Source organism: uncultured Salegentibacter sp., from assembly GCF_963972535.1.
Lineage (GTDB): Bacteria > Bacteroidota > Bacteroidia > Flavobacteriales > Flavobacteriaceae > Salegentibacter.
Genome location: NZ_CAXAVR010000004.1, coordinates 1 through 25,258 on the forward strand (window position 1 = coordinate 1; position 25,258 = coordinate 25,258).

At 36.9% G+C, this 25,258-nt stretch carries 19 protein-coding genes; 13 read left to right on the forward strand and 6 right to left on the reverse strand.

Features of this window, described 5'->3' with window-relative positions:
* The 3 genes from ileS to AACZ30_RS01090 form a co-directional block, all read left to right on the forward strand.
* On the forward strand, nucleotides 1-2,960 hold a 2,960-nt coding region (gene ileS, locus AACZ30_RS01080), incomplete at its 5' end, for an isoleucine--tRNA ligase (protein WP_339646975.1).
* Nucleotides 2,961-2,964: 4 nt separating this feature from the next.
* Nucleotides 2,965-3,348 carry a TraR/DksA C4-type zinc finger protein gene (locus tag AACZ30_RS01085; protein WP_057482722.1) on the forward strand — a complete coding sequence of 128 codons (384 nt, stop codon included), beginning with the start codon at nucleotides 2,965-2,967 and terminating at the stop codon, nucleotides 3,346-3,348.
* 159 nt (nucleotides 3,349-3,507) lie between these two features.
* Complete coding sequence (locus AACZ30_RS01090; protein ID WP_339646984.1) at nucleotides 3,508-4,131, forward strand: lipoprotein signal peptidase; 624 nt, start codon at nucleotides 3,508-3,510, stop codon at nucleotides 4,129-4,131.
* Here the strand turns inward: AACZ30_RS01090 and AACZ30_RS01095 are convergent, their stop codons facing one another.
* The 6 genes from AACZ30_RS01095 to AACZ30_RS01120 are packed head-to-tail and all read right to left on the reverse strand — an operon-like array spanning nucleotide 4,132 to nucleotide 8,910.
* Nucleotides 4,132-4,554 (reverse strand): response regulator, encoded by a 423-nt coding sequence (locus AACZ30_RS01095; protein ID WP_208223331.1) that lies wholly within the window; start codon nucleotides 4,552-4,554, stop codon nucleotides 4,132-4,134.
* A gap of 18 nt (nucleotides 4,555-4,572) precedes the next feature.
* On the reverse strand, nucleotides 4,573-6,021 hold the full coding sequence (locus AACZ30_RS01100) for a PAS domain-containing protein (protein WP_339646987.1): 1,449 nt from the start codon (nucleotides 6,019-6,021) through the stop codon (nucleotides 4,573-4,575).
* Between the two features lie 48 nt (nucleotides 6,022-6,069).
* On the reverse strand, nucleotides 6,070-6,639 hold the full coding sequence (locus AACZ30_RS01105; RefSeq protein WP_339646990.1) for a 5-formyltetrahydrofolate cyclo-ligase: 570 nt from the start codon (nucleotides 6,637-6,639) through the stop codon (nucleotides 6,070-6,072).
* Nucleotides 6,632-7,612 carry a succinylglutamate desuccinylase/aspartoacylase family protein gene (locus tag AACZ30_RS01110; protein ID WP_339646993.1) on the reverse strand — a complete coding sequence of 327 codons (981 nt, stop codon included), beginning with the start codon at nucleotides 7,610-7,612 and terminating at the stop codon, nucleotides 6,632-6,634. The genes AACZ30_RS01105 and AACZ30_RS01110 overlap by 8 nt, the downstream gene beginning before the upstream one ends.
* A 3-nt stretch (nucleotides 7,613-7,615) precedes the next feature.
* Entirely contained in the window at nucleotides 7,616-8,488 is an 873-nt protein-coding gene (gene rimK, locus AACZ30_RS01115; RefSeq protein WP_075325212.1) for a 30S ribosomal protein S6--L-glutamate ligase, read from the reverse strand.
* On the reverse strand, nucleotides 8,485-8,910 hold the full coding sequence (locus AACZ30_RS01120; protein ID WP_075325211.1) for a RimK/LysX family protein: 426 nt from the start codon (nucleotides 8,908-8,910) through the stop codon (nucleotides 8,485-8,487). Before AACZ30_RS01120 ends, rimK begins: the two co-directional genes overlap by 4 nt.
* A 178-nt stretch (nucleotides 8,911-9,088) precedes the next feature.
* Between AACZ30_RS01120 and uvrC the strand changes: the two genes are divergently transcribed.
* The 10 genes from uvrC (at nucleotide 9,089) to AACZ30_RS01170 (ending at nucleotide 25,217) form a co-directional block, all read left to right on the forward strand.
* Nucleotides 9,089-10,885, forward strand: coding sequence for an excinuclease ABC subunit UvrC (gene uvrC, locus AACZ30_RS01125; protein ID WP_339647004.1), 1,797 nt, complete (start codon nucleotides 9,089-9,091; stop codon nucleotides 10,883-10,885).
* 29 nt (nucleotides 10,886-10,914) lie between these two features.
* Nucleotides 10,915-13,143, forward strand: coding sequence for a patatin-like phospholipase family protein (locus tag AACZ30_RS01130; protein ID WP_339647007.1), 2,229 nt, complete (start codon nucleotides 10,915-10,917; stop codon nucleotides 13,141-13,143).
* Between the two features lie 220 nt (nucleotides 13,144-13,363).
* A complete protein-coding gene (locus tag AACZ30_RS01135) occupies nucleotides 13,364-14,530 on the forward strand; it encodes a homogentisate 1,2-dioxygenase (RefSeq protein WP_075325208.1) in 1,167 nt (388 codons plus the stop codon).
* A 39-nt stretch (nucleotides 14,531-14,569) separates the two neighbouring features.
* Complete coding sequence (hppD, locus tag AACZ30_RS01140) at nucleotides 14,570-15,712, forward strand: 4-hydroxyphenylpyruvate dioxygenase (protein ID WP_093304593.1); 1,143 nt, start codon at nucleotides 14,570-14,572, stop codon at nucleotides 15,710-15,712.
* Between the two features lie 299 nt (nucleotides 15,713-16,011).
* Nucleotides 16,012-16,791: a DUF3108 domain-containing protein gene (locus AACZ30_RS01145; protein WP_339647015.1), complete on the forward strand. Its 780-nt coding sequence runs from the start codon at nucleotides 16,012-16,014 to the stop codon at nucleotides 16,789-16,791.
* A gap of 3 nt (nucleotides 16,792-16,794) precedes the next feature.
* Entirely contained in the window at nucleotides 16,795-17,763 is a 969-nt protein-coding gene (locus AACZ30_RS01150) for a tryptophan 2,3-dioxygenase family protein (protein WP_339647018.1), read from the forward strand.
* Nucleotides 17,764-17,767: 4 nt separating this feature from the next.
* On the forward strand, nucleotides 17,768-19,012 hold the full coding sequence (locus tag AACZ30_RS01155; protein WP_339647020.1) for a peptidoglycan DD-metalloendopeptidase family protein: 1,245 nt from the start codon (nucleotides 17,768-17,770) through the stop codon (nucleotides 19,010-19,012).
* A 114-nt stretch (nucleotides 19,013-19,126) separates the two neighbouring features.
* Nucleotides 19,127-20,758, forward strand: a complete 1,632-nt coding sequence (gene pgi, locus AACZ30_RS01160; protein ID WP_339647023.1) for a glucose-6-phosphate isomerase — start codon at nucleotides 19,127-19,129, stop codon at nucleotides 20,756-20,758.
* Nucleotides 20,759-20,947: 189 nt separating this feature from the next.
* Complete coding sequence (locus tag AACZ30_RS01165; RefSeq protein WP_339647026.1) at nucleotides 20,948-23,494, forward strand: carboxypeptidase-like regulatory domain-containing protein; 2,547 nt, start codon at nucleotides 20,948-20,950, stop codon at nucleotides 23,492-23,494.
* A 10-nt stretch (nucleotides 23,495-23,504) separates the two neighbouring features.
* Nucleotides 23,505-25,217, forward strand: coding sequence for a hypothetical protein (locus tag AACZ30_RS01170; RefSeq protein ID WP_339647029.1), 1,713 nt, complete (start codon nucleotides 23,505-23,507; stop codon nucleotides 25,215-25,217).
* The last annotated feature ends 41 nt before the right edge of the window (nucleotides 25,218-25,258 follow it).

The window sequence follows — 25,258 nt, forward strand, 5'->3', positions numbered from 1 at the left end:
ATCCATACGTTACCTATAAATCAAAATATATGGAAACAGTTTGGTGGCTGCTTTCCGAAATTTATAAAAAAGACCTTATTTATAAGGGGTACACCATTCAGCCGTATTCGCCAAAGGCAGGGACTGGACTTAGTTCTCACGAACTTAACCAACCCGGAACTTACCAGGATGTTACCGATACCACGGTTACGGCCATGTTTAAAATCACTGATGCTTCAGCAGCTTCGGTTGAAAGGGACCTGGAAGGGGCATTTTTAATCGCCTGGACCACGACCCCGTGGACTTTACCTTCTAACACTGCGTTAACCGTAGGGCCAAAAATTGAATATGTATCAGTAAAAACTTATAATCAGTACACTTTTGAGCCAATCACTATTTTGGTTGCAAAGGCATTGGCTAAAGCTCAATTCGATAAAAAATTTACAGAAGTTCAAACTGAAGAAGAACTTCAAGCTTATACTGAAGGCGATAAAAAGATTCCGTTTTTAATCGGAGAAACTTTTACAGGAAAAGATCTTGTAGGGATTAAATTCGAACAGTTGCTGCCTTATGCATTACCTGCAGAAAATCCTGAAAATGCTTTTCGTGTAATTGCCGGAGATTTTGTGACTACGGAAGACGGTACCGGGATTGTGCATACTTCGCCAACTTTTGGTGCAGACGATGCGCTGGTAGCGAAACAGGCCACGCCGCAGGTTCCACCATTATTGGTGAAAGATGAAAATGGAAACCTTGTTCCGTTGGTAGATCTTCAGGGAAAGTTTAGGCCGGAAATGGGCGAATTTGCCGGGAAGTATGTGAAGAACGAATATTATGACGAAGGGCAGGCGCCAGAGAAATCTGTAGACGTTGAAATTGCTATAAAACTAAAAGAAGAAAATCGTGCTTTTAAAGTAGAAAAATATGTTCACAGCTATCCAAATTGCTGGAGAACCGATAAACCTATTTTATACTATCCGCTGGATTCCTGGTTCATAAAAGTAACCGAATTCAAGGAGCGCATGCACGAATTGAATAAAGGCATTAACTGGAAGCCAAAATCTACAGGAGAAGGCCGTTTTGGAAATTGGCTGGCCAACGCGAACGACTGGAACTTATCCAGAAGTCGTTATTGGGGAATTCCGTTGCCAATTTGGAGAACCGAAGAAGGGAAAGAGGAAAAGCTCATTGGTTCTATTGCAGAATTGAAAGAAGAAATGGCGAAGTCGGTTAAAGCAGGCTTTATGGATAAAGATATTTTTGAAGGTTTTGAACCCGGAAATATGAGTGAAGAAAACTACGATCTGGTAGATCTTCACAAGAACGTGGTAGATGAAATCACGTTGGTTTCAGATTCTGGTAAACCAATGAAGCGCGAAGCCGATCTTATAGATGTTTGGTTCGATTCTGGTTCTATGCCTTACGCACAATGGCATTATCCATTTGAAAATAAAGAAAAAGTAGAAAAAGGTGAACGGCAGGCCGATTTCATAGCCGAAGGCGTTGACCAAACCAGGGGCTGGTTTTACACCCTGCACGCAATAGCTACGATGATCTTTGATGATGTGGCTTATAAAAACGTAGTTTCTAACGGACTTGTTTTAGATAAAAACGGACAGAAAATGTCCAAACGCCTTGGGAACGCGGTAGATCCTTTTGAGACACTTGCGGCTTACGGCCCAGATGCCACGCGTTGGTATATGATCTCTAACGCCAATCCGTGGGATAATTTAAAATTTGATATTGAGGGAATAGCTGAGGTGCGCCGTAAATTTTTCGGTACACTTTACAACACGTATTCTTTCTTTACTTTATATGCGAATATTGATAATTTCACCTATAAAGAAGAGGACGTTCCTTTAGCTGAAAGACCCGAGATAGATCGTTGGATTCTTTCTGAATTACATACTTTAATTGAGAAAGTAGATAAATTCTATGCCGATTATGAACCTACCAGGGCAACCCGTGCAATTTCAGAATTCGTTCAGGAAAACCTTAGTAACTGGTTTGTGCGTTTAAGTCGAAGAAGATTCTGGAAAGGCGATTATCAGCAAGATAAAATTTCGGCCTATCAAACCCTTTATACCTGTTTAGTGGAAGTGGCCAAACTGGGCGCGCCGGTGGCGCCGTTCTTTATGGATAGACTTTACAAAGACTTAAACAAGAGTACACAAAAAGAAAACTTTGAATCTGTACATTTAGCTGAATTTTCAAAGTATGATGATAAGTTTGTTGATAAATCTTTAGAGCGAAAAATGGAGAAGGCTCAAACCATTTCTTCATTGGTTTTATCGCTTAGAAAGAAGGAAATGATAAAAGTAAGACAACCGCTGCAAAGAGTAATGATTCCGGTGCTTGACGAACAGCAGCGTGAAGAAATTCAGGCGGTTGAAGACTTGATAAAGTCTGAAGTAAATGTAAAAGAACTTCAGCTTATAGATGATGCTTCAGGATTACTGGTTAAGCAAATAAAACCAAATTTTAAGGTTCTTGGCCCAAGATTTGGAAAGGATATGAAGCTGGTAGTCAATGAGATAAATAAATTAACTTCTGAAGACATATCAAAGATAGAGCGAGAGGGCAATATTGCGATAAATCTTAACGGAGAAATGATTAAATTAGCTACTGAAGAGGTAGAAATTACTTCCCAGGATATTGAAGGCTGGTTAGTGGCAAGTAGCGGTAATATTACCGTAGCTTTAGACGTTAGTATCTCAGAAGAATTAAAAAAGGAAGGAATTGCCAGGGAATTGGTAAACAGAATACAGAATATGAGAAAAGATTCTGGCTTTGAAGTTACCGATACTATTGATGTGACCCTACAAAAGGACGGTATTGTCGAGGATGCCGTTAACCAAAATATAACCTATATCAAGAATGAAACATTAACTGCAAGTCTCGAATTTGCGGAGGTGGTAACTGAAGGAGCCGAGGTGGCTTTTGATGATATTACCACTAAAATGTTTATTAAAAAACATTAGAATTATGGCAACTGAAGTAAAAGAACGGTATAGCGATGCCGAATTAGCTGAGTTTAAGGCCCTGATTAAAGGCAAAATCGCGAAGGCGCAGGAGCAATTGGAGATTTATCAGAATGCTTATAAAAATGATGGAAACAACGGTACCGATGATACCTCTCCTACATTTAAGGCTTTTGAGGAAGGTAGTGAAACGATGAGTAAGGAAGCGAACTCTCAATTGGCTATTAGACAGGAAAAGTTTATTCGTGACCTCAAAAATGCATTAAACCGTATTGAGAATAAAACCTACGGAATATGCCGTGTAACCGGGAAATTAATTGCAAAAGAGCGTTTAAAACTGGTGCCGCACGCAACATTAAGTATTGAAGCTAAAAATATGCAGAAATAATAAATTTCTGGATTTTATGTATACTACGTCCCTTTGCTTATGCCTTGGGGCGTTTTTATTTGAATAATTAATAAATTTGCTTGCGATAAGCTGATTTTTAGCCGTGTAAAAACTAAATAATATAGTATTTTAGCGGCGTTCTTAAATTCCACAGAGTTCATGTCCTTAAAAAAAGCGAGTGTTATAATCGTTTTGGTACTTTTAATAGACCAAATTTCAAAATTTTATATCAAAACAAATTTTTCGCTTGGCGAGGAAGTTCCGGTTTTTGATTGGTTCAGGATTTTATTTGTAGAGAACGAAGGTATGGCCTGGGGAACCAAGATCCCGGGCGAGTACGGAAAACTTTTCCTTACGCTTTTTAGATTGGTGGCCATTGTTGGTATTGGTTACTGGTTATGGGATTCGGTTAGAAAAAATGGTTCCCGAATTTTAATTACCGCAATAGCCTTAATCTTCGCAGGTGCTTTTGGTAATATTATAGACTCTGTTTTTTACGGGATTATCTTTAATGACAGCTATGGCCAGGTTGCCGAATTTATGCCGGCACAAGGCGGCTACGGCACCTTATTTCACGGTAAGGTGGTAGATATGCTTTACTTCCCACTATGGCAGGGCAATTTACCCGAATGGATTCCCTTCTGGGGCGGAAATTATTTCACTTTCTTCGAGCCGGTATTCAATATTGCCGATACCGCAATTAGCGCAGGTGTAATTTTACTGCTGCTTTTTAATAAAAGAGCTTTTCCAAAAGAGGAAGAAGAGGCTAAAGCAAGCAACTAACTAAGCGGCTGCACTTCCGTTTCTATCAAAAATCTTTTCGAATTTCTTTAATTCTATTGGCTTAATTAGATAATCGGTCACCAAATTAATAGATTTTGCGCGTTCCAAATCTCGCGGATCTATTGAAGAACTTACCACGTAAAGTGTGATCTTCTTTTCAAAGTTATTCTTAATTTTAATAAATTCATTTAGAAACTCCCAGCCATCCATAACAGGCATATTGATATCCAGGAAAATAATATCGGGAAGTCTATCTTCGGTAGCGTTTTCAAGAATCAACTTAAAATGATCTAAAGCTTCCATACCGTTTTTAAAAATGAGAAGATTGTTAGAAAGTTTTTTAATTTCAATAATCTTCTTAACCAGGTTAACGTATATCTTATCATCGTCAATAATACACGCCAATTCTACTTTTTGCCCCATGAGAATTAGTTTAATTTTTTAAAATTTAATTTTAAATGTAGTGCCTACATCTACAGTGCTGGTTACCGAGATTGTACCCCCAAGTGTTTCCACTTGATTTTTTGTAATAAAAAGGCCAATACCACGGGAATCCAGGTTCTCATGAAAGGTTTTATACATCCCAAACATCTTGTCACCATATTGATCCAGGTCAATGCCCAAACCATTATCACTAACCTCCAAAAAAGGAGTTTCATTCTTCAAATAGGTTTGAATATAAATTACCGGTTTTCTACCCGGATGTTTATATTTAATGGCATTTGTAATTAAATTTAGTAAAATACTTTCAAGATATTCAGGTATATAGCTAATTTCTTTTAGGGCGTGAAATTCAGCTACGATTTTTGCATTTTCCCGATTAATTAATGAAGAAGTTGAAGCCATTACCCCACTTAGGGCTTTTTCGAAAGAAACAATTCGGCGTTCTTTTCCTAAAACCGTTTGTTTATTTACAATTTCATTTAACTCATTTATAGCTAAATCCAGATTTTCAGAAATATCGGCTACATTAGGAATTAATTCAATTTTATCTTTATCGGTTTTGGCGTCTTTTAGTAATTCAACAATTAGACACAGGTTACTGCTATGGGAGCGTAGATGGTGGGAGACAATATGTGCGAAATTGAATAAGCGGGAATTTTGGGTGGCAACAAGGTCTAGAGAATTCTGTAAATTCAATTCGTTTATTTTCTGGTTGTTTATATCCTGAAAAACACCCCGAATTCCTATAATATCCTGGTCTTCGTTATAAACGGGTTTTCCGGTGGCGCGAACCCAGAAGTCTTTGTTGTAGAGATTCCGCATTTTTAATTCCACTTTAAATGGAATTCCATATTTCTCACATTTATCAAATGCTGAAGTTACTTCCTGATGTTCCTCGGGCGCATAAAATCTTAAATGTTCATCGTAGGGTGGTTGATAATCCAGGGGGCATCCAATTATCTTTTTTGTCACATTATCCCAATAAATATTCTTGTTCTGGGTGTCTATATACCAACCCCCGGTATTGGTCATTTGCGCGGTTTCGCGATAATAAAAAAAGTTTTCTTCAATAGTATATTGGTCGCGTTTATTTTGATGAATATTTACAAAAAGAAGTACTGCGGTTTCCTTATTATTTTCTTTATTCTTTAAGTTTCGGCATTCGAACCAGCGATATTTACCATTATTAAGTTTCAGTTTAAGCTCTATGCTAAAAGCTTCATTTTCTTCGGTAAGTTTATCAAAATAAAGCCTGAAATCGTAGCGATAATCCTGGTGCAGAATTTCCTTTAAAAAATATTCAAAATGAGATTCAGAAAAAATGGGATTCCCCACAAGTGTATCAAAATGTTCGGACCAGCTCACCTCTTTATTTAGAAGATTGATCTTCCAGTAGGCGATATCAAAATCTTCAAGAATGCTGTTTAATTGAAGGTCGTTTAGCATTAAAGGGGCGAAAGTTTTGTTAAAAATAACAGAATACTTCCTAATTCCCTAATTTTTAAAGCTATATATTTTATTGGGCGTAATGCAATAATCCAGTGGAATATCGCTGCTAAAAACTTCTTTAAATGCCGGCTCTGCTTCGAAGAATGAAAGCCCTACCTTAATTACATCAGGCTTACATTCACTTAAAAAGTTATCGTAAAAACCTTTGCCGTAGCCTATACGGTGGCCGTTTTCGTCAAATGCGAGAAGCGGTACAAAAACCACATCTATTTGGGCTGGAGCGATTGGAATACCACCCTCGGGCTCTGGAATATTCCAGCGGTTCTTTTTTATAACGCTGCTATCGGTAAGTAAAAAATGTTCCAGTTTATGTTTCTTGATATTGGTTTTAGACAGCACCACGTTCTTGTCTTTTCCCTGGAGAATATGCAAGATATTTTCGGTATCGATCTCTTTCTGTTCCGCAATGCTTAGAAAAAGGTGATAAAATTCTTTTTCCCAAACGGGTAATTGGAGTAATTGATTGGCAATTTCAAGGCTAAGCTCTTCTATTTTTGCTTCGGAAAGCTCTAAACGTAAGGCTTTGTATTTTTTTCGTAATTCGGCTTTATTCATCTTTTGGTGGTGCTGAAATATGAAAAATAGCATCTCCCTGGTAAACAATGGGAGATTCGTTAATATTAATTACATAGCCGGTATTTACCGCCTTAATTTTATGCCTAAATTTCCCATAAGGATCGGTAATAGTACCAATGTATTCCCCTTTTTCTACGTGTTTGCCACAAGGAATTTTTATGTGAAGCAAACCGCTGTATTTAGCGCGCATCCAGTTGGTATTTTCAATCACTACTGTTTCGGTGATCGCATCTGGATATTCAAATTTTGGATTTAGCATTTCTAAAAAACTCAAAATTCGCATGGCGCCTTCTACCCCGTGTTTGGCGATATCTTTATTACTGTCCTGAGATTTTCCGCCTTCAAAAAGTAACACCGGAATTCCTTTCTTAGCACAGGTTTCACGATAAGATTTTGTAATGGTTTTTGAATGTATGGTAAAGGGAGCGCTAAAAATTCTAGCGTATTTAAGACTTTGTTCATCGCCTCGCTTCACCCTTATTTGAGGTGCATTAAACCTGCTGGCGCCACCGGTATGAAAGTCTAAACAGAAATTTGCAAGTGGTAATATTTTCTTTACAAACTGAAATGCAAACCGGCTGGCTAGCGAACCGTGTTTGGTTCCCGGAAACATCCTGTTGAGATCACGGCCATCGGGAAATTCCCGGCGTAAATTTAGAAATCCAAAAATATTAACCACGGGAATACAAATAACGGTTCCTTTTTGCGGCCTATTGATTCCTTTGGAGATAAGTTGCCGAACAATTTCTACCCCGTTAATTTCATCGCCGTGAATTCCTGCAGTTATTAACACAACTGGGCCGGGCTTTTTAGAACGTTCAATAATCACCGGTACCTCCACCGAGGTAGTGGTGTAAAGTTTGGCCATATTAAAATTAATAGTGGCGCTCTTTCCCGGTTTTACTTTTTCACCAAGGATTTCCAGAACATTGTCACTGGTTATTTTTGCCATAGGCTAAACGTTCCGTTCTATATATCTTATTATGGATTTCGCGATATCTTTACCGGTAGCTTTTTCAATACCTTCTAAGCCCGGAGAAGAATTTACCTCAAGAATTAGTGGCCCGCGGGCGCTTTGTAGCATATCTACCCCGGCAACCCCAAGCCCCATTGCTTTAGTGGCTTTTACCGCTGCAATTTCTTCTTCGTCGGTAAGTTCAACAACCTCTGCGCTGCCGCCGCGGTGAAGATTAGATCTAAATTCTCCTTCTTTTCCCTGTCTTTTCATGGCGCCAACTACGTGCCCATCTACCACAAAAGCCCTGATGTCTCCACCTTTAGCTTCTTCAATAAACTCCTGTACAATTACCCTGGCCTGTAAACCGTTAAAAGCTTCAATTACAGATTCTGCGGCGTTATTAGTTTCAGCTAAAACAACACCAACGCCCTGGGTTCCTTCTAATAGTTTTATAACTAAAGGTGTTCCGCCAACTTGTTTAATAACTCCCGAAACATCCCGGGAATAATTTGTAAAAACCGTTTTAGGCAGTCCAATTTTTGCACGAGAAAGTACCTGTAAACTTCTTAATTTATCACGGCTTCTTACTAAAGATTCAGATTCTGTTGTGGTGAACGCACCCATCATCTCAAACTGTCTTACCACCGCGGTGCCATAAAATGTTACCGAAGCTCCAATTCTTGGAATTACTGCATCTACACCTTCTATATAGCCACCTTTGTAGTAAATATTAGGTTTACGCTTCTCAATAACAATGTCACACTTTAGAGGATCTATAACTTCTACTTCGTGCTTGCGTTTTGTAGCAGCTTCTACAAGACGTTTTGTAGAATATAAATGGCTATTACGCGAAAGAATTTTTATTTTCATTTTTGTTTAAAATTGTAAGAAACGTCAGTTAATTCGGTGTCCACGATAAATTTTTTGGTAAGGAATTTTCGGCCAATTAGCACCGGAAACCTCATTTCCTGTCGGGAGGACAAAGAAAGGGAAATTTTATAGACCTTATTAAAAATTTTAATAGTGGATATTACCTGATATCTTTTTTGAATAATTCCGTTACTGCTGCGCACAAAAACGATATCATAATCTGTAAAAGTAAATTTTTTTCCGTTGTACAAAGGATGTTCTTCATCCAGAAAAGTGCATTCTAAAACTCCATCTTTTTCAACAATATTTTCACAGTGAATAGATGAAGTATAAGCACCGGTATCAATTTTAATAGCTATATCATTTAAATGCAGTGCAGGGAAATCTGCTTTATCAAAACGCCCAATTACTGTTTTCTCCATACCGCAAGGTAGTAAAATACCCATCTAATTTTTTTATAGAAATTATAAAATTTAATGAACGTCAAGCCCATAGCTAAGCTGAGGAACGGAATTTTGACCTTCAAATTAATATAAATTTAACATTTACTGGCGCTATCAATTTTTACTGCTACGCATAATAAATTCTACCTTTGGGGAAATGGAAACGCCAGCTTTAGAAGTACAATTACAAACCCTCCCCAATAGTCCCGGGGTGTACCAGTATTACGATAAAAACGGGAAAATTTTATATGTAGGGAAAGCAAAAAACCTTAAAAAAAGGGTGACTTCCTATTTTACCAAACGCCACGACAGTCATAGAATTGGCGTGATGGTAAAAAAGATAAAGGAGATAAAGCACATTGTTGTAGAATCGGAAACCGATGCTTTACTTCTAGAGAACAATCTTATAAAAAAGCACCAGCCGCGGTTTAACGTGATGCTTAAAGATGATAAAACCTATCCCTGGATTTGCATCAAAAATGAGCGTTTTCCAAGAGTTTTTCCTACCCGAAAATTAATAAAAGACGGTAGCGAATATTATGGGCCTTTTACAAGTTTTAAAACGGTTAATACGCTGCTTGATCTAATCAAAGGGCTTTACAAGCTTAGAACCTGTAATTATGATCTTTCAGAAGAAAAAATAAGGAATGGGAAATACAAAGTTTGCCTGGAATATCATTTAGGGAATTGCAAAGGCCCTTGTGAAGCGAAACAGCCTGAAGCAGAATACAACAGTAATATTGAAGCGATTCGGCAAATTGTAAAAGGAAATTTTAAAGATTCTTTACAGCAATTTAGAGAGCAGATGAAGTTGCACGCTGAGAAAATGGAGTTTGAAGATGCACAACGAATAAAAAATAAGATTGATGTACTGGAAAATTACCAGTCTAAATCTACAGTGGTTAATCCGAAAATTACCAATGTAGATGTGTTTTCTATAGTTTCAGATGAAGGCTATGGATATGTAAATTTTCTCCAGCTTTCCCACGGCGCAATTATCAGGTCGCATACCATAGAAATGAAGAAAAAGCTGGATGAAACCGATGAAGAATTATTAGAATTAGCAATTACCGAAATTCGGCAGCGCTTCAGCTCAAACTCTAAAGAAATTTATGTGCCTTTTAAGGTTGATGCCGGGGAAGAAGTGAAGGTAACTATTCCCAAACTGGGCGATAAAAAGAAGATTGTAGATTTATCGCTTAGAAATGCCAAATATTACCGCCAGGAACGTTTTAAGCAAATGAAAATTGTAGATCCAGACCGGCACGTGAAGCGTATAATGGCGCAAATGAAAGAAGATCTGCGGTTAAATGTAGAACCAAGATATATAGAGTGTTTTGATAATTCTAATATTCAGGGAACAAATCCCGTAGCTGCTTGTGTGGTTTTTAAAAACGGCAAACCCAGCAAAAAAGATTATCGTAAATTTAATATCAAAACCGTGGAAGGGCCAGATGATTTCGCTTCTATGGAAGAGGTGGTTTTTAGGCGTTACAAACGTTTGCTTAATGAGGGTGAAGAGTTGCCGCAACTTATAATTGTAGATGGGGGAAAAGGCCAGCTTTCTTCAGGAGTAAAAGCATTGGAAGCTTTGGATTTACGAGGAAAAATAGCCATTATAGGAATTGCAAAACGCCTGGAAGAGATTTTTTATCCGGGAGATACCATTCCTCTTTATTTAGATAAAAAATCTGAAACTTTAAAAATTATTCAGCAGCTTAGGAATGAGGCGCATAGGTTTGGAATTACTTTTCATCGTAACAAAAGGAGTAAAACTGCGTTAAATACAGAGTTGGAAGAGATTACCGGCATTGGAGAAAAAACCGTGGTAGAATTATTAAAACAATTTAGATCGGTAAAACGAATAAAAGAAGCTTCAGAAAAAGAACTCGCCGAGGTTGTTGGAGTTTCTAAAGCGGGAATAATTTTCAATCATTATCAAGAAAAAAAATAAAACAGCATTTTGCGCAATATAAATTACAAATGAAAAAACTACTGCTTTTACTTTTTCTGTTTGTAATGCTTCCGGGAATTTCCCAGGAGCAGGAAGATTTAAAAGTTGGACTTGTTTTAAGTGGTGGTGGTGCTAAAGGCCTTGCCCACATTGGTGCGCTAAAAGTGATTGAAGAAGCCGGAATTAGAATAGATTATATTGGGGGCAGCAGTATGGGCGCAATTATTGGCGGTTTGTATGCTTCAGGTTATACGGCACACGAGTTAGATTCAATTTTTCACGAGACTAATTTTAATATTTTAATTCAGGATAATATTCCGCGTAGCGCAAAATCTTTTTATGAAAAGGAAGATGCCGAAAAATATGCTATTAGCCTGCCTTTTGATGATTTTAAAATAGGTTTTCCCGCAGGACTTTCCAGAGGGCAAAATATCTATAATTTAATGTCCCAGCTTACCATGCATTTGGGAAATGTAAATGATTTTGAAGAATTACCTATTCCGTTTTTTTGTGTTGCTGCCGATGTGGAAACCGGGGAAGAAGTGATATTAGACGAAGGTTCTTTTGCGCAGGCGGTTTCTGCCAGTGGCGCAATCCCTTCTATTTTTAGTCCTGTAAGTTTAAATGGAAGATTACTTACCGATGGAGGGGTAGCCAATAATTATCCCGTAGAAGAACTTAGAAAAAGGGGTGCTGAAGTAATTATTGGTGTAGATGTGCAGGATAGCCTGGTAAATAAAGACGATTTGCGCAACGTTTTTGATATTCTTGCTCAAATAAGCAATTTCCGGACAATTAGTGATATGAAGGAAAAAATTCCTAAAACCGATATTTATATCAAACCAGATATTAGTCCATTTTCAGTGTTGTCTTTTGAGAAAGGAGGGGCAATTATAGATTCGGGAAGGGTGGCTTCGCTAAAAAGAAAAGATGATCTGGAAAAGCTGGCTGCACGCCAAAGCACGGGTCCGCGCAATATTGTAATTCCAGAGATGGATACTTTGCAAATAAGTACGCTTACGTTAGAGGGTAATAATAATTATCCGCGGTCTTATATTCTGGGAAAATTAAGATTGAATTACTTTACAGATTTCACCTTTAAAGAACTCAACGAAGGGATAAATAACCTATCTGCTACCGGGAATTTTAACCGAATTAATTATAGGTTAATTCCTAATAACGACGACCAACTTTACACTTTAAGCCTGCAAATAGAAGAAAGTAAAAATAAGAGCTTGCTAAGATTGGGAGTACATTATGACGAACTTTACCAAATTGGTGCCCTTATTAATTTTACCCATAAAAGTTTGTTGTTTACTAACGATGTAACTTCTTTGGATGTAGTGGTGGGAGATCAATTTAGGTATAATTTTGACTATTATATAGACAAAGGTTTTTACTGGAGTATTGGTGTTAAATCGCGATATAATAATTTTGATTATCCGGTTTCTTTTGATTTTGCCAGTGAAAATGCCGAATTGCAGGATATTGGGGTAAACAGGATAGATATAGATTACCGCGATTTTACCAACCAATTTTATGCGGAAACTTTATTTAAGCAGGTTTTTTCCTTCGGACTGGGAGCCGAACATAAATTTTTAAAAATTGCTTCTGAAACTTTAAATAATCCCAATCCTGAAATAAGCGATACCCGCCTTTTTGAAAATAGCCATTATTACAGTGCTTTTGGATATTTAAAATACGATTCTTACGATAACAAATACTTTCCATCCCGCGGCGTTTATTTTGATGGGAATTTTCATCTTTACTTGTTTTCTTCAGATTTTAATAATGATTTTTCTGAATTTTCTATCGCAAAAGGAACTTTGGGCTATGCTTTTTCTCCCATCAATAGATTTTCTACCCGAATTGTAACTGAAGCTGGATTTAAAATAGGAAACGACGGTGTAAATACGTTGGATTTCTTTTTGGGAGGATATGGAAATAACCTAATCAATAATTTTGTTCCATTTTACGGCTACGATTTTATTAGTCTTTCGGGAGATAGTTATATAAAAGGACTCGTGGAATTTGATTATGAAATTTTCAGAAAAAATCATGTGATTGCAAGTGCAAATATTGCCAATGTGGGCAATAAATTATATTCTTCTGGAGATTGGTTTACCATGCCAGATTTTACCGGCTATGCCCTTGGTTATGGTATAGATACTTTTATAGGTCCGTTGGAGGTAAAATATACCTATTCTCCCGAAATTAAATCCAGCCAATGGTTTTTTAGCCTTGGTTTTTGGTTTTAGGATATTCAGAACAAATTCTATTTTTCAAATAATCGCCTACATTTTCTGATGCTAATTTATCTTCTAAAGTTTGCTTTTTTGCTACAGGTTTTTAGAGATGTTTTAAGAATGTTTCCTTAAAAATTCCCGATATTTGTTTTAAAGTAAAATAACACTGAAAAAAATAACAAATTCTCAATATTCTTTTAGAAATTGGGGGTTGAATTAAAAATATCAGATTATGCCTTTTTATCATAAACTCGGTAAAATTCCTCATAAACGCCATACGGTTTTTAAAAAACCAGATGGCAGCCTTTATTACGAACAGCTTTTTGGAACTATTGGTTTTGACGGGATGTCTTCTAATCTCTATCACGAACACCGGCCAACGCAGGTGAAAGAGGTTAAAGGAAGTTATAGTGTGAAACCAAAAATTGCTTCAGAAAACAATATAAAATCTTATCGTTTTAAAGGTTTTCAGGTAAAACCAAATCCCGATTATCTTGAAAGTCGAAAAGTGGTTCTAACCAATAGTGATGTAGATATCACCCTGGCTTCTCCACAAGGTTCTACAGATGATTATTTCTATAAGAATTCAGATTCAGATGAATTGCTTTTTATTCATAAAGGAAGTGGTAAGTTAAGAACACATCTTGGAAATCTTGATTTTAAGTACGGCGATTATTTATTAATTCCGCGAGGAACTATTTATAAAATTGATTTTGACGATGAAGACAATCGCTTATTTATTGTAGAATCAAGAAGGCCAATTTATACGCCTAAACGCTACAGAAACTGGTTTGGGCAATTGCTAGAACATTCGCCATTTTGCGAGCGCGATCTTAGGCAACCGCACGAATTAGAAACCAATGACGAAAAAGGAGATTTTTTAATTAAAATTAAAAAGCAGGGAGAAATATTCGATATGGTTTACGCTACGCATCCTTTTGATGTAGTAGGTTACGATGGTTATAACTATCCGTATGCTTTTTCAATTCACGATTTTGAACCTATAACGGGCAGAATTCACCAACCGCCACCGGTGCATCAAACTTTTGAGACCGATGCTTTTGTGGTGTGCAGTTTTTGTCCGCGTAAATACGATTATCATCCAGAAAGTATTCCGGCGCCATATAGCCACAGTAATATAGATAGCGATGAGGTGTTATATTACGTAGATGGTGATTTTATGAGTAGAAACGATATTGAAGCCGGCCATATTTCGTTGCACCCGGCGGGAATTCCGCACGGGCCGCACCCGGGAGCCGTAGAACGAAGCATTGGCCAGGTAGAAACCGAGGAATTAGCGGTTATGGTAGATACTTTTAAGCCCTTAATGCTTACCGAAGATGCAATGGAAATTGCCGATGAAACCTACCATAAATCCTGGTTGGATGAAAATCATTAAGATTTATAATTAAAAATATTAGCAATAAAAAATATAAAAATGAGTACTGATAATACATCACTTAAATTAGAAAAGGTAATGCAGGATGCTGAAGATTTTCTTCCTATCCTGGGAACCGATTTTGTTGAACTTTATGTAGGTAACGCCAAGCAGGCAGCTTATTACTACCAACATGCCTGGGGTTTTCAGCCTGTGGCTTATTCTGGTTTGGAAACAGGTAGAAAAGACAGCGTTTCTTATGTGCTTCAACAGGGAAAGATAAGAATTGTACTTACTTCCCCGCTTCAGCCAGAAGGTGATATTAATGCCCACATTAATAAGCACGGAGATGGTGTGAAAATGGTGGCACTTTGGGTAGACGATGCCAGGAAAAGTTATGAAGAAACCACTAAAAGAGGTGCTAAATCTTATGTGGCACCTTATGAAATGGAAGACGAACACGGGAAAGCTGTGATTTCAGGAATTCATACTTATGGAGAAACTATTCACCTGTTCGTAGAACGAAAAGATTACGAAGGTCCATTTCTTCCCGGTTATAAAACCTATGCTACAAAAGTGCAGGCAGAAGATACAGGCCTAAAATACATAGACCATATGGTGGGAAATGTAGGCTGGAACGAGATGAACAAATGGGTAGATTTCTATGCTAAAGTAATGGGCTTTGCACAAATGGTATCCTTTGATGATAAAGATATTTCTACAGATTATACGGCTCTAATGAGTAAGGTAATGAGTAACGGGAATGGTAGGATTAAATTCCCAATTAACGAACCTGCAGAAGGAAAGAAAAAATCTCAGATAGAAGAATATATAGATTTTTATAATGGTGCAGGAGTGCAGCATATTGCGCTGGCTACAGATAATATTATTGAAACCGTAACTCAACTTAGAGATCGCGGCGTAGAATTCCTGTATGTTCCCGAGACTTATTATGACACTCTATTAGATAGAGTGGGGAAAATAGATGAAGATCTAGAACCCTTAAAAGAACTTGGGGTATTGGTAGATCGTGACGATGAAGGTTACCTTTTACAGATATTTACCAAACCGGTTTTAGACCGTCCAACAATGTTTTTCGAGATAATTCAGCGAAAAGGTGCCCAATCTTTTGGAAAAGGAAACTTTAAAGCACTTTTTGAAGCTATTGAGAGAGAGCAGGATTTGCGAGGAACCTTGCAATAAATTCTAAAATAACTTAATTAACTAAAGTTTATAGTTAAAAAATTAAATTACTGAAAAATTTTGTGTTAAACTCAATTTTATGGTTGCTATAACTCTATTAAATACGGACTTTTGCGCTCGCATTTTTGGAGTGGTTACCAATAATGTATTTAATTTTTCATAATTTAAGTTTTAGTTGGTTAATAAGACAAAAACCCCGTCATTAATTTGATGGGGTTTTTTGTTTTAATACATTTGGAATAGAAATTGTAAATATCCATAGCCCAAGCACTCTGTAAATCAGTATTTAAAAATTTGGTATGAAAAAAAGTATATTTACAATATTCCTTCTACTTTTAACCGGCTTCGCACTTCAGGCTCAATCTCAAAAGGCATTTGGCGCGGGCGAATGGTTTAAATTCCGCATACATTATGGCCCTTTTAATGCAAGTTTCGCCACTTTAGAGGTAGATGAAACCAATATAAAAGGCAAACCCGTTTATCATATTGAAGGGAAAGGGAAATCTACCGGATTACTACACTGGTTTTTTAAGGTAGATGATAACTATCAAACTTATATAGATAAACAAGACGGGAAACCTTATAAATTTATTAGAAAAATAGATGAAGGTGGTTATACCAAAGACCTGGAAATAGACTTTGATCATAGCGATAATAAAGCATACGTTTTTAATAAAAAACACAACGAAAATCATACCTATACGACCAAGCCGAATGTTCACGATATGTTATCGGCATTTTATTATATTCGCAACAATATTAAAAACGACGAACTTCGCCCTGGAGATGAAATGCGCCTCAATCTATTTATAGATGATGAGAACATGGATTTTAAACTAAAATTTTTAGGCCGGGAGGTTATAAAAACCAAGTTTGGTAAGGTGGCTACTTTAAAATTCAGGCCGTATGTTATGGCCGGCAGGGTTTTTAAAGAAAAAGAAAGTCTTACTTTTTGGGTTAGTGACGATGCTAATAAACTGCCTATTAAAATTGAAGCAAATCTTGCAGTTGGATCTTTAGATGCCGATTTAGATGAATATAAAGGCCTAAAGCATCCGTTTAAAATAATTATGGAATAATACATGGAAATAAAGCCGGAAATTGCAGAACGTATTTTTGCATTAGAGGAAAAGTTTAAAAATTCAGGTCAGGATTTGGCTTCCTATTTAGATGGACTTTTATATGATAGGTACCTTACGTATTGGGATTATTTAAGTATAGACACTTTATTGAGTCTGCAAAAAACCTTAACTCATTTTCCAGACGAAAAAATCTTTATTTCTTACCATCAAATTACCGAACTTTATTTTAAACTCATTATCCATGAGCAGAAGCAAATAATTGAGGCTGAAGCTCCTGATGCTAACTTTTTAATTGAAAAATACAATCGTTTAAATCGTTATTTCAGGATTCTAACCGATTCTTTTGATGTGATGATTAAAGGAATGGAGAGAGAGCAGTTTCTTAAATTCAGAATGTCTTTGTTACCTGCCAGTGGATTTCAATCTGCACAGTTTAGAATGATAGAGCTTTATTCTACTCCTTTAGAGAATTTGGTTTCATTTAAAATAAGAGAGAAATTTTCTGAACAAAGTAGTTTAGAAGATTTGTACGAAAATATTTACTGGAAAAAAGGTGGTATCGATTTAAAAACAGGGGAGAAAACTTTAACCTTAAAACAGTTTGAGAAACGCTATACGGCGCGTTTTCTTAGAATAGCTTCAGAATTTAAGGGGAGAACCCTTTACCATAAATATCAACAACTTCCAGATTCGGTTAAAAATAATAAGGGATTAAAAGAAGCATTACGTAATTTTGACGCCAATGTAAATATAAATTGGCCCCTTATGCATATGGGTGCTGCTTACAGATATTTAAATAAGGATAAAGAAACTATTGCTGCTACGGGAGGCACAAATTGGAAAGAATTTTTGCCCTCGGGATTTCAGAGAGTTAGTTTTTTTCCTTATTTATGGAGTGAAGAAGAATTAGAAGATTGGGGCAAAGAATGGGTAAACCATATGTTTAACACACAGAAAGAAAATTGCTAAAAAATTGAAGAAAATAAGTTTCCTACTGGTATTGATGTTGGCTTTCACAGCCTGTGAAGATGACGCTAAAGAAACCGCCCTTAATGAAGAAAAGGTAGAAAAGAAAGTGCCTAAACCTGTTGAGAAAGAATTCGGGTTTATCCTGGATAATTTCGAAGTTGTAAATGGCACTGTACAGTCTGGAGATAACTTTGGTTATATTCTAGATCAACACGGGGTAGATCGCGGCAGGATTTACCAGATTTCAGAAAAAGTAAAAGACACCTTTAATTCCGCTAGAATAACCGCCGGGAAAAAATATAAAATTCTTAAAGCCAAAGATTCTGCTAATACCCCACAATTTTTCATTTATCAACATGACAGGGTTAATTATACTGTGTTGGGAATTGGTGATAGCATTAGTGTAGAGCGAAAAAAGAAGCCGGTAAGTGTAAAGAGAAGAGAAGTGTCTGGAGTAATTACATCTTCCCTTTCAGAAGCCGTCCAGGCGCAGGGTTTAAGCAATCTATTGGTTTATGAACTTTCAGATATTTACCAATGGAGTATCGATTTTTTTAAACTTCAGAAAGGCGATCAGTTTAAAATGATTTATTCTGAAAAATATATTGATGATACCATTTTTGTGGGTATTGAAAATGTGGAAGCCGCTGTTTTTAAACACGGCGATAAACCTTTTTATGCTTTTGAATACGAAACCGATTCACTAACCGGGCAACCCAGTTTTTACGATGAGGAAGCAAAGGCACTGCAAAGTTTTTTTTTAAAAGCACCATTAAATTATAGCCGAATTTCTTCCAGGTATACCAAAAGAAGATTTCACCCGGTTCAAAAACGATGGAAAGCGCACCTGGGAACAGATTATGCTGCTGCCCATGGAACGCCAATTGTAAGCACTGCCGATGGAACGGTAATCGCTTCCAGTTATACTTCAGGAAACGGGAATTATGTAAAAGTGAGGCATAACGATAAGTATACCACGCAGTATTTACATATGAGTAAACGAAATGTGCGTAGTGGCCAAAGAGTAAAACAAGGCGATGTTATTGGTTATGTGGGGAGTACCGGTCTTGCTACAGGTCCGCATGTGTGCTATCGCTTCTGGGTTCACGGGAAACAGGTAGATCCTTATCGCCAAAATTTACCCACTGCAAAACATATAGAACCCGAGCATAAGGAACAGTATTTTGCCGCCATAGAAGATTTAAAAACTTCGCTGGATAAAATTCCTTATAAAGAATATAAAAAATAGGTTCCAATAGGAACACCCTTAATATTAGAGTGAAAAGATTGGTTCAATCTTAAATCACTCATTTTAAATAAAAATTAAAAGTTTTAGGCCAAGGCCAGGAAAAGAAAAATTTAAATGAAAAATATAAATCCAACCCAAACAACAGCCTGGAAAAAATTAGAAAAGCATTTTAACGAAGTGCAACAACTGCAGTTAAAAGAGCTATTTGAAAAAGATCCTGAAAGGGCTTCTGCATTTACCATTGCCTGGGAGGATTTCTACCTGGATTACAGCAAAAACCGAATAACTAAAGAAACTCGTGATTTACTTCTTGAACTGGCTGAAGAATGTGATCTGCAATCGGCAATAGACTCTTATTTTAATGGAGATGCGATTAACAAAACCGAAAATCGCGCAGTCTTACACACGGCATTAAGAGCTCCTGCTGGGTCTGAAATTACCCTGGATGGTGAAAACGTAGTGCCTGAAGTGCAGGAAGTAAAAGAAAAGATCAGGAAATTTTCTGAAAAAATTATTAGCGGAGAGAAAAAAGGGTTTACCGGGAAAGCATTTACCGATGTTGTAAATATTGGGATTGGAGGTTCAGACCTTGGTCCGGTGATGATCACAGAATCGCTACAGTATTATCAAAACCATCTTAAAGTTCATTATGTTTCTAATGTAGATGGGGATCACGTAAACGAAATCTTAAAAAATTTAAATCCTGAAACTACTTTATTTCTGGTAGTTTCAAAAACCTTTACTACCCAGGAAACCCTGTCTAATGCTACCACAATTAGAAATTGGTTTAGAAAAACTGCTCCCCAGGAAGCAGTTGCAGAACATTTTGCGGCAGTTTCCAGCAATTTAAAAAATGTTGAAGAATTTGGTATCGCTATAGAAAATGTATTTCCTATGTGGGATTGGGTTGGCGGTCGTTTTTCTTTATGGAGTGCGGTTGGACTTTCTATAAGCCTGGCAGTAGGTTATAACAACTTTGAAGCTTTATTGAATGGAGCCCATAAGATGGACCAACATTTTAAAACTTCAGATTTTAAAGAAAATATTCCTGTACAATTGGCATTGCTAAGCATTTGGTACAACAATTTTTATAAAGCAGAAAGTGAAGCGGTAATTCCATATACGCAATATTTACACAGGCTTCCCGCATATTTGCAGCAGGCAATTATGGAGAGTAATGGAAAAAGTGTAGACAGAAACGGTAAAAAAGTTGATTACCAAACGGGCACTCTAATTTGGGGTGAGCCAGGAACCAACTCCCAACATGCTTTCTTTCAATTAATTCACCAGGGCACCAAACTGATTCCTGCAGATTTTATAGGATTTAAAAAATCCCTGCACCAAAATGAAGATCATCATAATAAATTGATGGCGAATTTCTTTGCACAAACCGAGGCCTTGCTTCAGGGAAAATCTAAAGCCGAAGTAAAACACGAACTCGAGGCCCAGGGATTATCTAAAGATGCGGTAGAAAAGTTATTACCATTTAAAGAATTTGATGGGAATAAACCAACCAACACATTGCTTATAGATAAACTTACTCCTGAAAGTTTAGGAAAACTTATCGCGATGTACGAGCATAAGATCTTTGTGCAGGGTGTAATTTGGAATATTTTTAGCTATGACCAGTGGGGTGTGGAATTAGGAAAGCAACTTGCAAGTAAAATTCTTGCGGAAATCGAAAGCAAATCTCCAGATTCTCATGATTCTTCTACTAAAAATCTATTAACCTTCTTTTTAAAGTAATAATTCTAATTTTGTTAACAAAATGTTGAGATCAATAGGCCTCAACAAATCAATTAGTTAAAATTTTGTTTTAGTTTTGCGGCGGAACAGATGTTAAAGTTAATTTCTTAACATTCCAGTGATACTGGCCTGTGAGTATTTAGCTTTTTTTGCATCGAAATTTAAACTCAAAACAAACAAATTTTAAGCATGAGGAAATTATTACTCCTGGCCTTGTTTTTAACTTCGGCCACAATTTTTGCTCAAGGAACGCTTACCGGAACGGTAATCGATTCTGAAATGGATGGTCCCCTGCCCGGTGCAACCGTAATGGTAGAGGGAACAAACAATGGAACTACCACCGACTTTGATGGGAATTTTTCTTTGAATGTAGATTCAAATTCAGGAAAAGTAAAAGTTAGCTTCGTTGGGTACACTACAAAAACTTTAGATTTTAACCTTACCAATGGTACGCAGAATTTAGGTGAAATAGTCCTTAATGCTGATGCAGGTGCTTTAGAAGAAATTGTAATAACAAGTTTTTCTCTGGCGATAGATAGAAAAACACCGGTTGCGGTTTCTACTATTAAAGCAGAAGAAATTGAATTAAAATTAAGTAACAAAGAATTCCCTGAGATCTTACAATCTACACCCGGTATTTTTGTTCACAAACAAGGTGGTGGATTTGGAGATGCAGAACTTAGATTAAGAGGTTTTGATTCTGAAAACGTTGCGGTAATGATTAACGGTGTTCCGGTAAACGACATGGAAAACGGTAATGTTTACTGGAGTAACTGGGCAGGACTTTCAGATGTTACTCAAACTATGCAGGTGCAAAGAGGTCTTGGAGCTTCTAAAGTAGCTGTACCTTCTATTGGAGGAACTATAAACATTGTTACAAAATCTACTGATGCCGAAGAAGGTGGGAGTATTTTTGCAACAACTGGTAATGACGGTTATCAAAAATATGGCGGAACAGTTTCTACAGGTTTGTTAGATAATGGTTTTGCTGCTACAGTTTCTTTATCTAAAACTACTGGTAACGGGTACGTAGATGGAACTGAGTTTGAAGGTTACTCTTATTTTGTAAACCTTGCAAAGAAATTTAATGAAGATCATGAATTGTCTTTTACAGCTTTTGGAGCACCGCAAGAACACGGGCAAAGAGAAACTTCTCATTTAATTGAAACTTTTCGCCAGAGTGAAAGAGGAAGAAAGTTTAATGGTGATTGGGGTTATTTAAACGGTGAGGTTACTCACGTACAGGATAACTTTTACCACAAGCCTCAAATGTCTTTAAACCACTACTGGGATATTTCAGATAAAACTGAATTATCTACAGCTTTGTACGCATCTTTCGGTACAGGTGGTGGCGGTGGCTACGATGGTGCTGCTAACCTAAGAAGTATTGATTCTCCATATAGAAATGGATATCTACAGCCTTTTAATTTAGATTTAGTAGTAGATGAAAACGTGGCAAACGGCGCGCTTGGTTCTGAAACTATTCTGTATAACTCAAGAAACGACCATAACTGGTATGGTGCACTTTCTACCTTAACTACAGAAATTACTGAAGATATAGATTTATTAGCCGGTATAGATCTTAGGTATTATAAAGGAGAACATTTCCAGGAAGTAAAGAATCTTCTGGGTGGTACTTACTGGTTAGACGATAGTAATGCGAACAACCCGGTAAATGTTGCACAGGTAGGAGATAAAATTAACTATCATAATGATGGCTTGGTACATTGGGAAGGTGGATTCCTTCAGGCAGAGTACTCTAAAGACGATCTTTCTGCATTTATCTCGGGTGCTGCTTCAAATACTTCATATAAAAGAATTGATTATTTCAATTACCTTGATTCTGATAACCTTCAGGAAACAGATTGGGTAAGCTTTTTTGCCCCAAGTATAAAAGGTGGTGCGAACTATAACTTAAACGAAACACACAATGTTTTTGCAAATATTGGTTACTTTGAAAGAGCGCCTTTCTTTGACCAGGTTTTTCTAAACTTTGTTAATGATGTGAATGATGAAGCGGAAAATCAAAAGATATTCAGTACCGAAATTGGGTATGGGATTAGAAGCTCAAAATTTAGAGCTAACTTAAATATTTATAGAACGAGTTGGCAGGATAAACCTTTCACGCAAACTATTTTCGATACTGAATCGGGTGAGAATTATACGGCTAATATTCTTGGGGTAAATGCTTTGCACCAGGGTATTGAATTCGATTTTAGTTTCAAACCTATAGACAATCTTACTATTAACGGTATGGCTTCTATTGGAGACTGGAAATGGGATAGTAACGTGCAGGATGTAATGATCTTTGATGAAGAACAAAACCCAATTCTTGAAGAAGGAATAGATCTTTATCTTAAAGATATTCCTGTAGGAGGTAGTGCACAAAATACCTTTGCACTTGGTGGAGACTATGAAGTACTTCCCGGAACGATTATTCGTGCTAATTGGAATTATGTAGATAAGTTGTATACTCAATTCGATATCCTTGGCGTGAGCTCAGGAGATGATTATGAGCCCTGGGAAATTCCATCCTACGGACTGTTAGATGCTGGCCTTACTCATAAATTTGAGTTTGGAGGTTTTGAAGCTACGTTAAACGGTAACGTAAATAACATACTGGATACCGAGTATGTAAGTTTTGGTTTTGATGGCTCTAACTCTAATGCAGAAACTGCATCGGTATGGTACGGGTTTGGTCGTACATATACTGTAGGAATGAAAATAAATTTTTAAAAACATAGAGATGAAAAATACTTTTTACCTTTTAATGCTTTTCATAGGGATCGCCATCACGGGTTGCGAGCCTATGGAAGACATCCATAATGACATTGATGAGAAAATCAGCAATGTTGAGGGGTCTATGGACTATACCCTGCAAGAAGAAGACTATACCGATAATCTTGGTTTAAGTTTTACTAGCTTTGATTCTGAAGACGATGCACGCGAATTAATTCCTGCACTATTATCAGATCTTTATCCTGCTTTGGGAAAAAATTCTTCAGTAAATGTAACTTTTAACGTTTATGATCCAATTAGGGTAGAAGAATATGTGGTTACAGCAACAGATTATGAAGCTGTTGGATTAACTGAAAATTATTTTTCGGGAATGGGAGATATTGTAGACTTCCTTCAATTTCAATTTCCACAGGCAGAACAGGGAGATTATGTAGAATTAACTTATAACACTCTTGCAGATGAAGAGGCTTATATGCTTAATGATGCAGATTTCAGTTTAATTGGGGAGGAGTTTGAAGATGAATATCCTGATCCAGCATCAAGCGCAGGGGAGTATGGAAACTTTGAAAGAAGAGAAACCAATGATGCTTACTGGAGTAACGAGATGATCCTTGAAGCGATTAATGAGGTGCTTTTAGAAAATATAGACGGCGTAGAAGGTCAGAAATATAACGTATCCTACGATATATATAATGGAAGTGCAGGGACCGAGAGTATGACGGTTCAGTTCAATGGGAATGCCTATGTAGCTGTAGGAGGAACTCCTTATGAATTAACAACCGATGATTATGACCTGGCTGGTGCAGAATTAGCTGAAGCCTATCCTGAACCTGCAGGGAATGCTGCACAGTACCACAGTTTTGCAATTGATGAAGACAGTGAGAATTACTGGAGCATGGATATGATCTTGGAAGCTTTTAATATTGTTTTAAAAGAGAATTTTCCTGATGCAGTAGATGGAGATAAGTTTGAAATAAGCTATGATGTATATAGCGGCGGTGTTTCTACCAAATTACAGGCTGTTATTTTACAAGATGGCACTTATGTAATAGATGAAAGTGCTGCAGTATCTACTATTGAAGAAACAAAAGTATTTGCTTTTACTAACAATAGTTGGAATACTCCGCTTATACTGGAAGAGGAAGATTATACCGAAATGGGGCAGAGTTATCCAAACTTTGACGATGAGGATGAAGCTATTTATAAACTGGCTATTTTCTTAGAAAACCGATTTCCTTATGCTCAGGATGGTGATTTTGTAGCCCTTGGTTACGATTTTTATTCTGGCGAAACTACTAGGGAATATGCTAATTTCGTTTTTGAAGATGGTGAGTTTAATTATATTCCAAGTGTAGTAGAAAGTAGCCTTCAGTTTGGAAATGATGGTACACAATGGGTTCCAGACAATACAATTAGATATTCTCTTAGCGGGGCTGACTATGGAATTATAGCTTCTGCTTTAGAAGACGATTACGGAAATCCGGTAGAAAGTATGGAGAATTACTCTAACTTTGATAGAAGAGAAGGTAACTCGGCTTACTGGAGTGATGAAATGTTATTGGAAGCTATGCAGGCCCTGCTTAACGAAATTGCGCCAAATGCAGAAGTAGGTCAGCAGTATGTGTTAACTTTCGATATCTATAACGGTACAAATACTACTGAATCTTTAAGCTTAATTAAGGATGAATCTGGAACCTGGGTTCTTAATAATGAAGAGTAAATTTCAGATTTCATAAAAGTATAAACCTCTTATCGGTCAAT

Coding starts and splice junctions, on each gene's coding strand:
- AACZ30_RS01085 (WP_057482722.1), top strand. CDS start 2,965: ATGGCAACTGAAGTAAAAGAACGGTATAGCGATGCCGAATTAGCTGAG.
- AACZ30_RS01090 (WP_339646984.1), top strand. CDS start 3,508: ATGTCCTTAAAAAAAGCGAGTGTTATAATCGTTTTGGTACTTTTAATA.
- AACZ30_RS01095 (WP_208223331.1), bottom strand. CDS start 4,554: ATGGGGCAAAAAGTAGAATTGGCGTGTATTATTGACGATGATAAGATA.
- AACZ30_RS01100 (WP_339646987.1), bottom strand. CDS start 6,021: ATGCTAAACGACCTTCAATTAAACAGCATTCTTGAAGATTTTGATATC.
- AACZ30_RS01105 (WP_339646990.1), bottom strand. CDS start 6,639: ATGAATAAAGCCGAATTACGAAAAAAATACAAAGCCTTACGTTTAGAG.
- AACZ30_RS01110 (WP_339646993.1), bottom strand. CDS start 7,612: ATGGCAAAAATAACCAGTGACAATGTTCTGGAAATCCTTGGTGAAAAA.
- rimK (WP_075325212.1), bottom strand. CDS start 8,488: ATGAAAATAAAAATTCTTTCGCGTAATAGCCATTTATATTCTACAAAA.
- AACZ30_RS01120 (WP_075325211.1), bottom strand. CDS start 8,910: ATGGAGAAAACAGTAATTGGGCGTTTTGATAAAGCAGATTTCCCTGCA.
- uvrC (WP_339647004.1), top strand. CDS start 9,089: ATGGAAACGCCAGCTTTAGAAGTACAATTACAAACCCTCCCCAATAGT.
- AACZ30_RS01130 (WP_339647007.1), top strand. CDS start 10,915: ATGAAAAAACTACTGCTTTTACTTTTTCTGTTTGTAATGCTTCCGGGA.
- AACZ30_RS01135 (WP_075325208.1), top strand. CDS start 13,364: ATGCCTTTTTATCATAAACTCGGTAAAATTCCTCATAAACGCCATACG.
- hppD (WP_093304593.1), top strand. CDS start 14,570: ATGAGTACTGATAATACATCACTTAAATTAGAAAAGGTAATGCAGGAT.
- AACZ30_RS01145 (WP_339647015.1), top strand. CDS start 16,012: ATGAAAAAAAGTATATTTACAATATTCCTTCTACTTTTAACCGGCTTC.
- AACZ30_RS01150 (WP_339647018.1), top strand. CDS start 16,795: ATGGAAATAAAGCCGGAAATTGCAGAACGTATTTTTGCATTAGAGGAA.
- pgi (WP_339647023.1), top strand. CDS start 19,127: ATGAAAAATATAAATCCAACCCAAACAACAGCCTGGAAAAAATTAGAA.
- AACZ30_RS01165 (WP_339647026.1), top strand. CDS start 20,948: ATGAGGAAATTATTACTCCTGGCCTTGTTTTTAACTTCGGCCACAATT.
- AACZ30_RS01170 (WP_339647029.1), top strand. CDS start 23,505: ATGAAAAATACTTTTTACCTTTTAATGCTTTTCATAGGGATCGCCATC.